This window comes from Desulfobacter sp. (assembly GCA_028768525.1).
GTDB lineage: Bacteria > Desulfobacterota > Desulfobacteria > Desulfobacterales > Desulfobacteraceae > Desulfobacter.
Genome location: CP054837.1, coordinates 1,111,034 through 1,123,310 on the forward strand (window position 1 = coordinate 1,111,034; position 12,277 = coordinate 1,123,310).

Annotated in this window: 14 protein-coding genes and 1 pseudogene; 8 read left to right on the forward strand and 7 right to left on the reverse strand. The window is 52.5% G+C overall.

The annotated features are described in order from the left end of the window. Nucleotides 1–172 precede the first annotated feature (172 nt). The 5 genes and pseudogenes from HUN04_05020 (at nucleotide 173) to HUN04_05040 (ending at nucleotide 3,921) form a co-directional block, all read left to right on the forward strand. Nucleotides 173–343: an HTH domain-containing protein gene (locus HUN04_05020; GenBank protein WDP89121.1), complete on the forward strand. Its 171-nt coding sequence runs from the start codon at nucleotides 173–175 to the stop codon at nucleotides 341–343. An 80-nt stretch (nucleotides 344–423) separates the two neighbouring features. Continuing rightward, nucleotides 424–1,734, forward strand: coding sequence for a cytochrome ubiquinol oxidase subunit I (locus HUN04_05025; GenBank protein ID WDP89122.1), 1,311 nt, complete (start codon nucleotides 424–426; stop codon nucleotides 1,732–1,734). Nucleotides 1,735–1,748: 14 nt separating this feature from the next. Beyond that, entirely contained in the window at nucleotides 1,749–2,777 is a 1,029-nt protein-coding gene (cydB, locus tag HUN04_05030) for a cytochrome d ubiquinol oxidase subunit II (protein ID WDP89123.1), read from the forward strand. A 94-nt stretch (nucleotides 2,778–2,871) separates the two neighbouring features. Continuing rightward, the gene (locus HUN04_05035) at nucleotides 2,872–3,030 is read left to right on the forward strand and encodes a rubredoxin (protein WDP89124.1); all 159 of its coding nucleotides are present in this window, start codon (nucleotides 2,872–2,874) and stop codon (nucleotides 3,028–3,030) included. Nucleotides 3,031–3,106: 76 nt separating this feature from the next. Then, nucleotides 3,107–3,921: pseudogene (locus HUN04_05040) on the forward strand (DUF3786 domain-containing protein). Nucleotides 3,922–4,172: 251 nt separating this feature from the next. Here the strand turns inward: HUN04_05040 and HUN04_05045 are convergent. From HUN04_05045 to HUN04_05055, 3 genes are read right to left on the reverse strand one after another with little or no spacing between them, the layout of a single operon-like run. Beyond that, nucleotides 4,173–5,165 carry a DHH family phosphoesterase gene (locus tag HUN04_05045; GenBank protein ID WDP89125.1) on the reverse strand — a complete coding sequence of 331 codons (993 nt, stop codon included), beginning with the start codon at nucleotides 5,163–5,165 and terminating at the stop codon, nucleotides 4,173–4,175. Next, entirely contained in the window at nucleotides 5,155–6,258 is a 1,104-nt protein-coding gene (locus HUN04_05050; GenBank protein ID WDP89126.1) for a hypothetical protein, read from the reverse strand. Before HUN04_05050 ends, HUN04_05045 begins: the two co-directional genes overlap by 11 nt. A 21-nt stretch (nucleotides 6,259–6,279) precedes the next feature. Then, nucleotides 6,280–7,662, reverse strand: coding sequence for a TIGR01777 family protein (locus HUN04_05055; protein ID WDP89127.1), 1,383 nt, complete (start codon nucleotides 7,660–7,662; stop codon nucleotides 6,280–6,282). A 212-nt stretch (nucleotides 7,663–7,874) separates the two neighbouring features. Here HUN04_05055 and HUN04_05060 point away from each other — a divergent pair, with 212 nt between their 5' ends. From HUN04_05060 to HUN04_05070, 3 genes are read left to right on the forward strand one after another with little or no spacing between them, the layout of a single operon-like run. Then, on the forward strand, nucleotides 7,875–8,036 hold the full coding sequence (locus tag HUN04_05060) for a rubredoxin (GenBank protein WDP89128.1): 162 nt from the start codon (nucleotides 7,875–7,877) through the stop codon (nucleotides 8,034–8,036). A gap of 18 nt (nucleotides 8,037–8,054) precedes the next feature. After that, a complete protein-coding gene (locus HUN04_05065; GenBank protein ID WDP89129.1) occupies nucleotides 8,055–9,254 on the forward strand; it encodes an FprA family A-type flavoprotein in 1,200 nt (399 codons plus the stop codon). 11 nt (nucleotides 9,255–9,265) lie between these two features. After that, nucleotides 9,266–9,739 carry a ferritin family protein gene (locus tag HUN04_05070; protein WDP89130.1) on the forward strand — a complete coding sequence of 158 codons (474 nt, stop codon included), beginning with the start codon at nucleotides 9,266–9,268 and terminating at the stop codon, nucleotides 9,737–9,739. A 105-nt stretch (nucleotides 9,740–9,844) separates the two neighbouring features. On the opposite strand, the gene HUN04_05075 is transcribed toward HUN04_05070, so the two are convergent. The 4 genes from HUN04_05075 to HUN04_05090 all read right to left on the reverse strand — a co-directional run bounded on the left by HUN04_05075 (nucleotide 9,845) and on the right by HUN04_05090 (nucleotide 12,269). Then, the gene (locus HUN04_05075; protein ID WDP89131.1) at nucleotides 9,845–10,225 is read right to left on the reverse strand and encodes a desulfoferrodoxin; all 381 of its coding nucleotides are present in this window, start codon (nucleotides 10,223–10,225) and stop codon (nucleotides 9,845–9,847) included. Nucleotides 10,226–10,303: 78 nt separating this feature from the next. Next, a complete protein-coding gene (locus HUN04_05080) occupies nucleotides 10,304–10,516 on the reverse strand; it encodes a hypothetical protein (GenBank protein ID WDP89132.1) in 213 nt (70 codons plus the stop codon). Between the two features lie 325 nt (nucleotides 10,517–10,841). Further along, nucleotides 10,842–11,822, reverse strand: a complete 981-nt coding sequence (locus HUN04_05085; protein ID WDP89133.1) for an aminoglycoside phosphotransferase family protein — start codon at nucleotides 11,820–11,822, stop codon at nucleotides 10,842–10,844. Between the two features lie 12 nt (nucleotides 11,823–11,834). Continuing rightward, a complete protein-coding gene (locus tag HUN04_05090) occupies nucleotides 11,835–12,269 on the reverse strand; it encodes an FprA family A-type flavoprotein (GenBank protein WDP89134.1) in 435 nt (144 codons plus the stop codon). Between the last annotated feature and the right edge of the window lie 8 nt (nucleotides 12,270–12,277).

The following is a 12,277-nucleotide window of genomic DNA, read 5'->3' on the forward strand; positions in this document are numbered from 1 at the left end:
TCCGGCCTCCCCCGACTCAAAACAGCCTTGAAAACCCCGTGGCAATTCGATATGCTGACCCTGATTTCGCAGTACCTATATTTTTCAACCGTATCGAATCAACCTGTGGCACATTAGTTGCTGACTCCATTTAAAAGATACAATCAACCAATGAATTTAAAAGGAGTAAAAAATGGAAGAAAAAGTATTAAACGCCATGAAGGAAGCAGGAAAACCGGTTCGTCCAGGAGAAATAGCAAAGGTGCTGGATGTTGAAAGCAAAGACGTCTCCAAAGCCATCAAAACCCTAAAGGAAAAAGGAAAAGTCATTTCTCCCAAACGCTGTTATTATTCACTTCCGTAAAAAAGAAGCAAGCTAATTACGACCTAAATAAACAGGTTTAATCCTTATAATTGCTTAACACCTAAATGCAGGAGGAGTTTATGGATCCGGTTTTTCTATCCAGACTGCAGTTTGCAGCAGCCACCATGTTCCATTTTCTGTTTGTTCCCCTCACACTGGGCTTGTCCATTCTCATTGCCTACATGGAAACCAGGTACGCCAGAACCGGCGACAGGGTTTACCTGAGAATGACCAAGTTCTGGGGCAAACTGTTTTTGATCAACTTTGCACTGGGAGTTGTCACCGGCATCACCCTGGAATTCCAGTTCGGCACCAACTGGTCCAGGTATTCTGAATATGTCGGCGATATCTTCGGTTCCCTTCTGGCCATCGAAGCCTCTGTGGCCTTTTTCCTGGAATCCACCTTCATCGGAATCTGGATTTTCGGCTGGAAAAAACTATCCGCCAAGGCCCATGCCACAGTGATGTGGCTGGTGGCCCTTGCCGGCAATTTTTCCGCCATCTGGATTCTTCTGGCCAACGGGTTCATGCAGCACCCCGTGGGCTATACCCTGGTAAACGGAAGAGCGGAGCTTGAGAACTTTTTTGCCGTCATGTTCAACAAGCACGGCCTTCTTGAGATTATCCATGTAGTTCCCGCATCCCTGCTTCTGGGATCCTTCTTCATCATGGGCATATCTGCCTACCACCTGCTGAAAAAACAGCACCTTGAGGTATTCCAGCGGTCATTTAAAATCGCCCTCACCGTGGGCCTGGTCTGCTCCCTCACCGTCGCCCTCACCGGCGACATGCACGGGGTGAACGTGGCCAAGACCCAGCCGGCAAAACTGGCGGCCATGGAAGCCCATTGGGAGACCCAGAAACAGGCTCCCATCGTTCTTTTTGCCCTGCCCGCGGCACACCGGGAGGAAAATATTATTGAAATCGGGTCCATTCCCGGAATCCTCAGCTTTTTAGGATTCCACGACTTCAACGCAGAAGTGACCGGGCTCAAAGATATCCCCGAGGATGACCGGCCCCCGGTTTTCCTTACCTTTGTGGGATTCAGGACCATGGTGGGCATCGGGACGCTGATGATCCTGCTCATGGTATACGGATGGCTGAAACGGAACCAGCTCATGGAAAATCCGCTATTCCTGAAAATCATGATGTTTGCCATCCCCCTGCCTTACATCGCCATGGAAGCGGGCTGGATGGTGACGGAAGTGGGACGCCAGCCCTGGATTGTCTACGGCCTGATGAGAACCAATGATGCCGGCTCCCCCGTGGGATTCGAGCAGGTGGCCATTTCCCTCATCGGTTTTATCCTGGTATACGGCATCCTGGGTGCCGTGGGATTCTTCCTCATCGCAAAATCCGTAAAAGAAGGCCCTGAGGCCGACACCAACTAAGGAGACTAAAAATTATGCTACTTCAATCAATATGGTTTTTCCTGTGGGGGCTGCTCTGGGCCGTATTTTTTCTCACCGACGGATTTGACTTCGGTGTGGGGACCATCTACCCCTTTGCCGGAAAAACGGAACGGGACAAACGGGTGATGCTCAACGCCATGGGGCCCCTGTGGGACGGCAACGAGGTCTGGCTGATCACCGCCGGCGGTGTGACTTTTGCTGCATTCCCCCAGGTCTATGCCACCATGTTCTCCTCCCTGTACACCCCGCTGATGCTGATCCTCTTTGCCCTGATCCTGAGGGGGGTTGCCCTCCATTTCAGGGGCAAAATCGATACGCCTGCCTGGAAAGCGGTATGGGACGGCCTGATCTTCATCGGTTCCTTCCTGCCGGCCCTGCTCTTCGGCGTGGCCTTTGCCAATATTTTCCAGGGCATCCCCTTTGACGGAGACGGCATCTACCACGGCAACACCTTAAAGCTGCTCAACCCTTACGGACTGCTGGGCGGCCTGCTCTTTGTGCTGCTTTTTATCCTCCACGGCGCCAACTGGACCGCCGTGAAATCCACCGGAGACCTGCGGGAAAGAGCCGCCGGCATCGCGGGGACCACCTGGAAAATCCTGGTGCCCGTGGCCGTGATTTTCCTGATTGCATCCTATTTTGCAACCGACCTCTATGCCAACTATTTTAAATATCCCATCCTCTTCCTGGTCATTATCCTGGATGTGGCCGCCCTGTTTGCTATCAAGCTGTTCCTGTCTAAAAAGGCATGGTTCAAGGCCTGGTTTGCTTCCGGGCTGACCATTGTGCTCTGCACATTTTACGGGGTGATCGGGCTGTTTCCGGCGCTGTTCCCCTCAAGCCTGGATCCGGAATGGCATCTGACGGCATTCAATGCCTCCTCAAGCCCCCTGACCCTGAAAATCATGCTGGGGGTGGTCCTGGTATTCATCCCCATCGTCATTGGGTACCAGATCTGGGCATACACCCTGTTTAAAGATCCCGTCACAGACGAAGAGCTGGGCATGGACGAAGCCTATTAGCCGAATTACCGCCTCCCGGGCAGGCCCTGCCCCGGCCGGAAGGCGGATGAATGTAGAATTTAAATTAACCCAAGTAAATTAAGGAGAATAATTCATGGACAAATATGTTTGCGGCCCCTGCGGCTATGTGTACGATCCGGCGGAAGGTGATCCGGACAACGGTATTGATCCCGGCACTGCATTCGAAGATCTTCCCGAAGACTGGTGTTGCCCCATCTGCGGTGCAGCAAAGGACGAATTCGAAAAAGAGTAACCTAGGAAACCCGAATCATGACATGCCGGCTGGGATCCTTATGTCCCGGCCGGCATTTTTTATGGAGGACAAGGAGATGGCGCTCTCGGTTGTGGACCTTTATGCAAAAGTACTGCCCCGGACCAATTGCAAGGACTGCGGGTTTCCCACCTGCATTGCCTTTGCCGGAAAAGTGGTTTCTGAAAAACTGCCGTTGAAGAACTGCCCCCACATTGATCCTGATATTCTGGGGCCGGCCCAGGCCGAACTGGAGGAGCAGTACAAGGCAGGGAAATGGCTGAAAAAGGATATGGCGGCCGAAGCACTGTCACTGGCCAGGGAAAAGGCCGCATCCATGAATCTAAAAGAGATGGCCGCAAGGACCGGGGGGATCGCCCCCTTGCAGGCACTCCCCATATCCGCCTGCCCTATTTTGACAAAAACCTCCTGGTGACCCTGGATCAGGTTACCGATGAAACCGGGGGGGAGCTGACCCGGAACGAACAAACCTTTGTATTCATCCACATGGCATCCGGCGGCACCTCTTCACCCACCGGCAACATGAAAAGCCTGAAGGAATTTCCCAACACGGTCTCCAAAATCGTATCCATGAACGACCATGTGGAGGCCCCCATAAAAAAAAGGTTTGCCGGCAATGCTGACGCATTGAAGCAAAAATGCCGGGCCTGCGGCGGCACAGATGTCAGCGGCAGATACGACTCACCGGACCTGGCCTTCCAGTTCAGGGTTTTTCCCAAGGTATATATCACCCTGCTCTTCTGGGATGCGGAGGAGGGGTTTGAACCCGATGCCAAACTCATGTTTGACGAAACGGTCATGGATCACATGGACATTGAAGCCGTCATGTTCATGAGTGAGCATCTGGCGAACCTGCTTATTGAAGAACAATAAGTAACTCCCGCCGCCGGTGTTTAAATTAAAATTAACACATATCCAGGGCGCGAAAATTTGAAACCGGAGCGTACTAAAGTACCTGAGGCTTTCAAATTTTTGAAGCAAGGCGGCAGATGGGTCAATTTTTGCTCAAACACTAACGGAAGAATAGTTCTCCCACGGCAATGGCAATGGTTCCCAGCATCAAGGCGATTACAAGAAAACTGACAGTTGATTTCATTTCATCTCCTTTGCCCCTGAAGGGGGTGTTATTCTATTTTCTTTCCGGCGGTCAGGGTTATCCGTTCCAGGACCCAGGCCGCCAGGGCCTTCTGGCTGACGCGTTTGATCTCCCTGCGGATCAGTTTCAGGTCCAGTTCCGCCCGGGCCATGGTCTTGTGGCCGCCTGCTGAACCGAATTTTCCGAAAGCCTCTGCCGCAGTCTTTCCCGCCCCTTTTCGCAACCCGTCGTTGCGCAGGACAACGATGAGCTTCCCATCCACCACCCCGGAAAGGATGCTCCAATTCACCCGGTTAATGGCCAGAAAGAAATCCGCGGCCACCACCAGCTCGTCCGGCTTTGACATATTGCCGGCATGGTAAAAGGCCCGGTTATTTACAATCCGCCTTTTTTTTATGGCCTGCCCCAGAAAATCAAGGTCCGACTCCGTCATCAGGGCCCGCTCCACCTTGGTGACAATATTCATGTCGGCAAACTGGTAGAGATGCTGAAAGGCCCGGATATCCTTTAATGTGGCCTGGCGGGTGAAATCCGCCGTATCGGTCTTGATGCCCAGCATCAATGCGGCAGCCAGCTTGGCCGAAGGGCGTATCTTCATGCTCTTCATATATTCGGTGAGCATGGTGGAGCAGGCCCCGTATTCCGGCCGCACATCGGAAAAAGGGGCATCCGGGCATGAAACGGGATGGTGGTCGATGACCAGGTCAAAGTCAAACCCCTTGAAGCATTCATTATGGTCGGGCTGGGAATCCACAATGATAAACTTATCAAACTGAGACCGGTCCACATCGGCAAGGGGCACCAGGCCCGAATCTGTGTATTCGATCATGGCCAGGTTGTCCGGCCGGGTAATCCGGTTGAAATAGGTGATGACCACCTCTGAGACCCTGCGCCAGAGAATCCGCTTCACCGCCATGGCCGAACCAATGGCATCCGGATCCGCATTGATCACCACCAATACCCTGTCCGCCCCTGAAAACAGGGCCAGCATCTGTTTGACTCTTTCCCTGTTACTGGCCATGGGTCACCCGGGTGTTGCCTGAAAAAAAGAGGGTCAGGGTGATAAAGGCATATCCGGCAATGGCCAGGACAGCGGCCCAGCCGTAAAATACCCCCAGGGGTGCCAGAACCAGGGCCGTCAGCCAGTGGGCGGCAATCACCGTGGGGGAATGAAGGCGTATGGGGAAATCGTCAAACCGGCAGATCACGGAGAGCCCGCAGAGGTTCCATCCGTAAAGGGAGGCAAAAACATGGATGTGGAGCAGCCACTTGGTCTGCATGGGATCGTACCCCTCCTGCATCTGAAAGGAGATATAGGCGATGCCGGTGACAGCCGTGACAATAAGAAAGCCGATGCCCGAGGTCAAAAAGAGTTTCTGTTGAACCCTGTCCGCAAAGGTATAATAAAGAAGAAAAACCATGACCACGGCCGTGAACAGGGCTGCCGTGACAAAAACCTGGGGAATGAACCGCTCAAAAAGGATAAAGATGAAAAAGATGATCACCCCCAGGGTAATGGTCCAGAAGCAGGCTTCCATGATGGTTTTCCGTTCCCTGCCCTCAATTTTCCTGAGCATCCCGAAAATCAGGGACAAGGTCACCAGGGAGAGGGGAAATGAATATCCCAGAAAAAAGGTGTTCAGGGTCAGCTTTTCCATATGGACCCAATGGGTGTACTGGTTGTTGATAATGACCAGGGAGGCCATGGCAATACCGATGGAAAGGCACCATAGGCTGGCCTGGTGGAATTTTTCCGTCACCGGCACCCGTGCCTGCAAAAACTGCAGGGGCACCAGGGAAAACTTTTCAACCCTTACCTTTTCCACCAGGAACCAGAGGATGACTGAGATGGCCAGGGTCAACGGGTAAGCCTCAAAAAATGCTGAAAAGGCATAGATCAGTGAAAAAAAGAAAAAAAGCCGCACCGTTCCGGACATACGCGGCCTGCGCTGGGTGTAGTAAAGCAGGATGGTGCCGCCGGAGCATAAGTTGAACAAAAAAATATGCAGCCGTTCAAAGCTGTAATGGTTTGCCGGAAAATAAATATGAACAAACCCGAAAATCAGGGCGGTGATCATGAGAAAGGAAAACAGGAACTTCAGCTTGTTATTCATTTATCTTTCCTAAAAGGGATGTCAATTGGATTCCCGCCCAAGCAGGTGGCGCAGGGCCGGCTCCAGGCCGGTATGGGTAAACATATATCCGCTGTCCAGCAGTTTTTCCGGCATGACCCGGGCCGAGGTCAGCAGGGTCTCTCTACCCATATCCCCCCAGAGGAATCCGGCCACTGGTGCAGGCATTGCAAAAAAAGCAGGCCGTGACAATACCCGGCCCAGGGTTTTGGTAAAGGCCTTGTTGGTTACGGGCTCAGGGGCCGTCAGGTTCACAGGCCCGTGGACGGTCTCGTTTTCAAGGAGGTGGAGGATGCCGCCCAGGGCATCATCCATGCTGATCCAGCTCATATACTGCCCCCCGTGGGAGAGCCTTGTCCCCAGCCCCAGGGCAAAGGGGATAAACATCCGTTCAAGGGCACCCCCTGCAGGGGTCAATACCACGCCGATCCGAAGCTGAACCGTGCGGATACCGCCCCGGGCAGCTCCCAGGGAAGCGGTTTCCCACCGGTTGCAGACCTCGGATATAAAAGAGTTCCCCATGGGGCTCCCTTCGGTGAGGACCCTGTCCCCGCCTTCACCGTAAAGCCCGATGGCCGATGAGGAAATAAAGGTTGACGGCGGGCGGTCCATGGCCCGCATCTTCTCCACAAGCACCCGGGTGGGGATGACCCTGGAGTCCATGATCAGCTTTTTCTGGTTCTCCGTCCACTTGCCCCGGGAGATATCCACCCCGTTGAGGCTGATCACCGCATCAATGGGGCCTGCCGCCTCCATATCCAGGACATTTTTATAGGGATCCCAGTACAGGGCATCCGGCGCATCGGAGTCCGGATCCCTGACCAGTCGGACCACCTCATGGCCGCAGGTCCGCAGGAAAGGCACCAGGGCCTGACCGATGGTGCCGGAGGCCCCGGAAACGAGAATCCGCTGTTTCTTTATTTTCCCCACACGGCTTTCCATGTCAGCCTTCAGCACCCTGTGGCGGTAGGTAAAAATCCGATCCAGCTCCTTCATGGCATGGCCGCAGAAGGGAGCGCTCAAAGGCTCCAGGGGCAGTTTGAATTTCACCCGGTCCTCCATGACAGCGGTATTTGAGCCGCCTTCGTGGAAAAGATGGGTGTGCTCCCAGAGGCCGAAGGGCCCCTTCACCTGCCGGTCGCGGAACAGCCTGTTCTCCTCGTAGTCAATATGCTCGGCCTCCCAGATCATGGGAATGCCGAAGACCTTCATTTTAAATTTGACCTGTACGCCCTTGTCGATCCCCTTTCCCCTTCGGGAAATCAGGCTCAGGGGCGCCCAGGGCGGAGTCAGCCGGTTGATGGCCCCCTCCCGGGCGTGCCAGGCAAAAAGATCCGCCACAGGAACATTGATCCGGGTCTTTTTGCTGAATATCTTTTCCGCCATATTTTTCGCCGTTCCTGCCTGCAGGTTAAATGATTTATTGATTTTACAGGGGTTATATTATATGAATGTCAATCAAGTTTAAACCTTTATCTGTGCTTTCCTGCCCTTTTCAATTTGAAAGGATGGCACGCCCCTTGCTTTATCTTTGCAGAGACAAACGTTCCCGGAAGCACGGGAATCAGACCCAAATTTCAATATACGGAGGATAAAAAATGGATAAATATGAATGCCCCTGCGGATATGTATATGACCCTGCCAATGGCGACCCTGAAAACGGCGTGGAACCCGGTACTGCCTGGGACGCCCTTCCCGAGGACTGGGTATGCCCCCTCTGCGGCGCCGCCCAGGAAGACTTTGAGAAACTTGAGGATTAGATCTTAGGAGACACACCCATGTACAAACCCATTGAAATAGCAGAAAATATCTATTCCGTGGGATGCCGGGACTGGGATATTCGAGATTTCCACGGCTATTCCACCTACGAGGGCACCACCTACAACGCCTTTCTGGTGCTGGGGGAACAGAACATCCTCATAGACACGGTCAAAGAAAAATTCGGTGATGAGCTTCTGGCAAACATTTCCAGGATCATTGATCCCAAAAAAATCGACGCCATCATCTCCAACCATACGGAAATGGACCATTCCGGCGCCATTCCCAAAGTACTCCACAAAATCGGACGGGACAAGCCGGTCTATTGCTCCAAAATGGGGGCCAAAAACCTGAAAAGCCATTTCAACCGGGACTTTAATTTTCAGGTGGTGGGTACCGGAGACACTCTGACACTGGGAAACAGAACCTTCTCATTCCTTGAGACAAGAATGCTCCACTGGCCGGACTCCATGTTCACCTACCTGCCCGACGAGGCCATCCTCTTTTCCAGCGATGCCTTTGGCCAGCACTATGCCGGCGACATGTTTTTTGATGATGAAATCGGGGATGAAATCATGCCCCATGCCCGGAAATACTATGCCAACATCCTGCTCCACTTTTCTCCAAGGGTACAGGCCCTGCTCAAGGATGTGGCCAAGATGAACCTGAAGATAGACATGATCTGTCCGGACCACGGCATCATCTGGCGGGACAATCCCTCAAAGATCATCGAGGCCTATGACAGGTGGTCCAGGCAGGAACCCCAGAAAAAAGTTGTGGTGATGTTCGATTCTATGTGGGAAAGCACCACCAAGATGGCCCGGGCCATTACCAACGGCATTGAATCGGAAGATGTCAATGTGCGGCTGATGAACACCCGGAAATGCCACAGGTCGGACATCATGACCGAAATCATTGATGCCGGCGCCATTGCCGTCGGTTCCCCCACCCTGAACAATAGTATATTTCCGGTGATCGCGGACGTGATGACCTATATCAAGGGGCTGCGCCCCCAGAACAAGCTTGCTGTTGCCTTCGGCTCCTATGGCTGGAGCGGTGAGGCGGTAAAGATCCTCAACAAGGAATTTGAGGAAATGAAACTGGAGATCATCGACCCCGGTGTGAAGGTACAATATGTACCGGATGATGCAGACCTTGACAGATGCTTTGAACTGGGCGTAAAACTGGCCTCAGCGTTGAAAGATAAACTCTCAAACTAACGGAGGAGATAATGGGCAACGACTTTAATGCAAATGATATTTTTGAAATTGCCAAGCAGATAGAAATCAACGGCGCCAAATTCTACAGAGATGCCGCCAACCGGGTGGACGAGGATGCCCACAAGCAGTTCCTGACCGGCCTTGCAGAAATGGAAGACAGCCATGAGCAGATTTTTGCCGGCATGCAAAAGGAACTGGGCGACACCGAAACCGCAGCCACCGCATTTGATCCTGAAGATGAAAATGCCCTCTATCTCAAAGCCCTGGCCGACACCCGGGTATTCTTTGAAAAGGATCAGCCCGAAGCATCCATGAAAGGCATCCTGACCTCGGCCATTGCCGCTGAAAAGGATTCCATTGCATTTTACCTGGGCATGAAGGAACTGGTATCCGAAAAAGCCGGCAAAGCCAGGCTGAACGATATCATCAAAGAAGAGATGAGCCATATCAAGATGCTGGCCGCCAAACTGGTCGACTTCAAATAAAAAATAAAAGCCGGCGGAAGAAATCTTTCTCCCGCCGGCCTTTAGATTTAGCGCATAAAAAAACTCACTGTCTTGACGGACAGTGAGTTTTTTATTTCAAAAATCCTAGGACTTCCACAATCCATGGAGGTTGCAGTAAGCCAGGGCCGTCACCTTGTCAGCATCACATTTAAAGGTCGCTTCGGGAATATTGGAGGGTTCCAGCATCATGCGCTGCACATATTTACCGTCGCAGGAGACCAGTTCGATCCATTCGATCCAATGGTCCGGGGTCATGGGATGGGCGACTGACCCCACACAGACTTTATAGCCGCCGTCAATCTTTTCAATCACGGGCACATGTTTCTCAACGGCCGCGTCAACCGTGTTCTCCACCAGTCGTTCCATGGGTTTTCCGCAGCAGGTCACCGGCGGTTTCTCCCCATGAAGAACCTGCACAATATTACCGCATTTTTCGCATTTATAGATACCTAGTTGCTCAGCCATTGATTTCCTCCTTAAGGATGTGATGATCGTTTTCAGAACCTGTGACCCGGCCTGGAAAAGATAGGCCGGACTGTTGTTTTATATGTTATCGACAAATTTTTTTCCAGGGTTATTTACGCCGCGTGACCTGAGTATCCAATCCATCCATTTCCCCGAAAGTTCACCCTTGCCCCGGGTGGCTTCCTGAAACAGGGAGGCCATCTGGTAATAGACTTCGTTTTTGGATTTTACGGCAACGTAAAAAGGGACGCCGGTTCTTTTTTTCTTCCGGTGCTTCGTTGATTCAGCCATTCTCAATCCCTCCTGGAAGTTGGTTGTTTTATTTACTTGCTTTTACATTTCTTACCTCGTTGTACATTAATGGTTTTAGCAAAGTCCGTACCAGAACGGATTCTGTTCCAAAATCCGGGCCGGCACTCCGTTGTATATTCAAACGGACTGTCCCCTCGATACAATACAACCCATGACAGGAAACAAGAATGTCTCTATTATCGTATCAATCGCCAAGACAAAAACATCTCAGTCGGCAGGTTAATATCGCGGGAATTCAATGGTAAATTTAAGGGGTATGGTCAACCTTATCAAAGCCACCGGGAAAAAATCAAGAAAAAAATTACTATTTATTAATCAATCCCCAGATATCCTTTAACTCATCCATGTGGCCCATCAGGATGTTCATAAAGGCCAATTCTGTTTCCAGCATCTCCCGGTCCTCTTTGCGCAGCCATTCGGACAGCCAGGCAAACCTCAGTGCCAGGACATATTCGGGAAACCAGTTTAAAGATGCAGCCCCCATGATCCCGGCATCTTTGAGACGGGATAAAAAGGTGGTGACCATGGGCATGGCCAGCCCTTCAGGATGTTCGATACCTGCACACCCGACAAGGTTTGCCGCATCATAACAATCCGGCTTAAGCCCTGAAAATTCCCAGTCGATCACCGCTTTGAGTCCATGGTCTCTCCAGATCACATTCAGGGGGTGGAAATCTCCGTGGCAAAAGCCTGCAGGCAGGCCGTCGTGGGCGGCCATAAAGCCCTTCTCAAGGAATTTAAGGACGGGCAGGTATTGATTAAAATAATCCGGATGACGAATCTCCATGTCCCGGAATAGCTTATAAATATAGTCTTTAATGGAAAAAAAGGGGAAGGAAATAGAGGTTGAAAGGCCTGGGGCAGCCCGGTGCATATCAACGAGGAATCCGGCCATGGCCGCCCCCATATCCGGGGAAGAAAGCCATCCGGGCCGGTCAATCCCCGTGGAATACAGATACCGGGTAATCTGAAAGCAGTCTTCCCCGATAAAGGGCAGATATTCACCGGTGACTGCCGGTTCCGGCGCCAGGGCGGCCCCCAGGCCACTGCGGTTCAACAGGGCCAGGGTCCGGGCCACCCGGTCCCGTTGCCGGTACTTTGCACCGGCAAACATTTCAATGAGAAAGCGCCTGCCGGAGAAGTCTTCAAACACGGCCCTGGACAAAGACCTTTCAGGGCTGCCTTCTATCTGTGCATCGCTGCACACCGATTTGATGCCCATGTCCCAGAGTTGGCTGACCCGGTCCTGGAATTCCTGCCGGGCCAGCGCTGTTATGATTTCCAAATCCGGCACCGCCTAAATCATGGCACAAAGGGCCTTGCCGTATTCCTGGGCCGCCTGAATCCCGCCGCCCACCCAGCCGGCCTTGAGCATCAGGGGGCCGCCGGAAGCCATCTTCATCTTGAAGATATGCTCCATGGTATCAAATATCCTGCCGGCAGCCTCGCCGCTCCAGCCGTAGGAGCCAAAGGCCCCGCCGGGTTTCCCTTCCATCTCCGCCCGCTCGGCGATAAAAAGCAATTGCTTCATGGAAGTGATCATTTCCCCGTGGTAGGTGGGGGAGCCGAAAATATAGGCGTCATAACCGTTAAGATCCTCTTCGCTTTTAATTTCGCTGACCCGCCGGATCACCGCGTCATGGCCGGAAATCCTTACGCCCTCGGCAATGAGGTCGGCAATTCCCTTTGTCTCTTCGGACCTTGTGGCATAGACGATCAATACGCTTCCCATCGTTCCCT

Coding starts and splice junctions, on each gene's coding strand:
- HUN04_05020 (WDP89121.1), top strand. CDS start 173: ATGGAAGAAAAAGTATTAAACGCCATGAAGGAAGCAGGAAAACCGGTT.
- HUN04_05025 (WDP89122.1), top strand. CDS start 424: ATGGATCCGGTTTTTCTATCCAGACTGCAGTTTGCAGCAGCCACCATG.
- cydB (WDP89123.1), top strand. CDS start 1,749: ATGCTACTTCAATCAATATGGTTTTTCCTGTGGGGGCTGCTCTGGGCC.
- HUN04_05035 (WDP89124.1), top strand. CDS start 2,872: ATGGACAAATATGTTTGCGGCCCCTGCGGCTATGTGTACGATCCGGCG.
- HUN04_05045 (WDP89125.1), bottom strand. CDS start 5,165: ATGGCCAGTAACAGGGAAAGAGTCAAACAGATGCTGGCCCTGTTTTCA.
- HUN04_05050 (WDP89126.1), bottom strand. CDS start 6,258: ATGAATAACAAGCTGAAGTTCCTGTTTTCCTTTCTCATGATCACCGCC.
- HUN04_05055 (WDP89127.1), bottom strand. CDS start 7,662: ATGGCGGAAAAGATATTCAGCAAAAAGACCCGGATCAATGTTCCTGTG.
- HUN04_05060 (WDP89128.1), top strand. CDS start 7,875: ATGGATAAATATGAATGCCCCTGCGGATATGTATATGACCCTGCCAAT.
- HUN04_05065 (WDP89129.1), top strand. CDS start 8,055: ATGTACAAACCCATTGAAATAGCAGAAAATATCTATTCCGTGGGATGC.
- HUN04_05070 (WDP89130.1), top strand. CDS start 9,266: ATGGGCAACGACTTTAATGCAAATGATATTTTTGAAATTGCCAAGCAG.
- HUN04_05075 (WDP89131.1), bottom strand. CDS start 10,225: ATGGCTGAGCAACTAGGTATCTATAAATGCGAAAAATGCGGTAATATT.
- HUN04_05080 (WDP89132.1), bottom strand. CDS start 10,516: ATGGCTGAATCAACGAAGCACCGGAAGAAAAAAAGAACCGGCGTCCCT.
- HUN04_05090 (WDP89134.1), bottom strand. CDS start 12,269: ATGGGAAGCGTATTGATCGTCTATGCCACAAGGTCCGAAGAGACAAAG.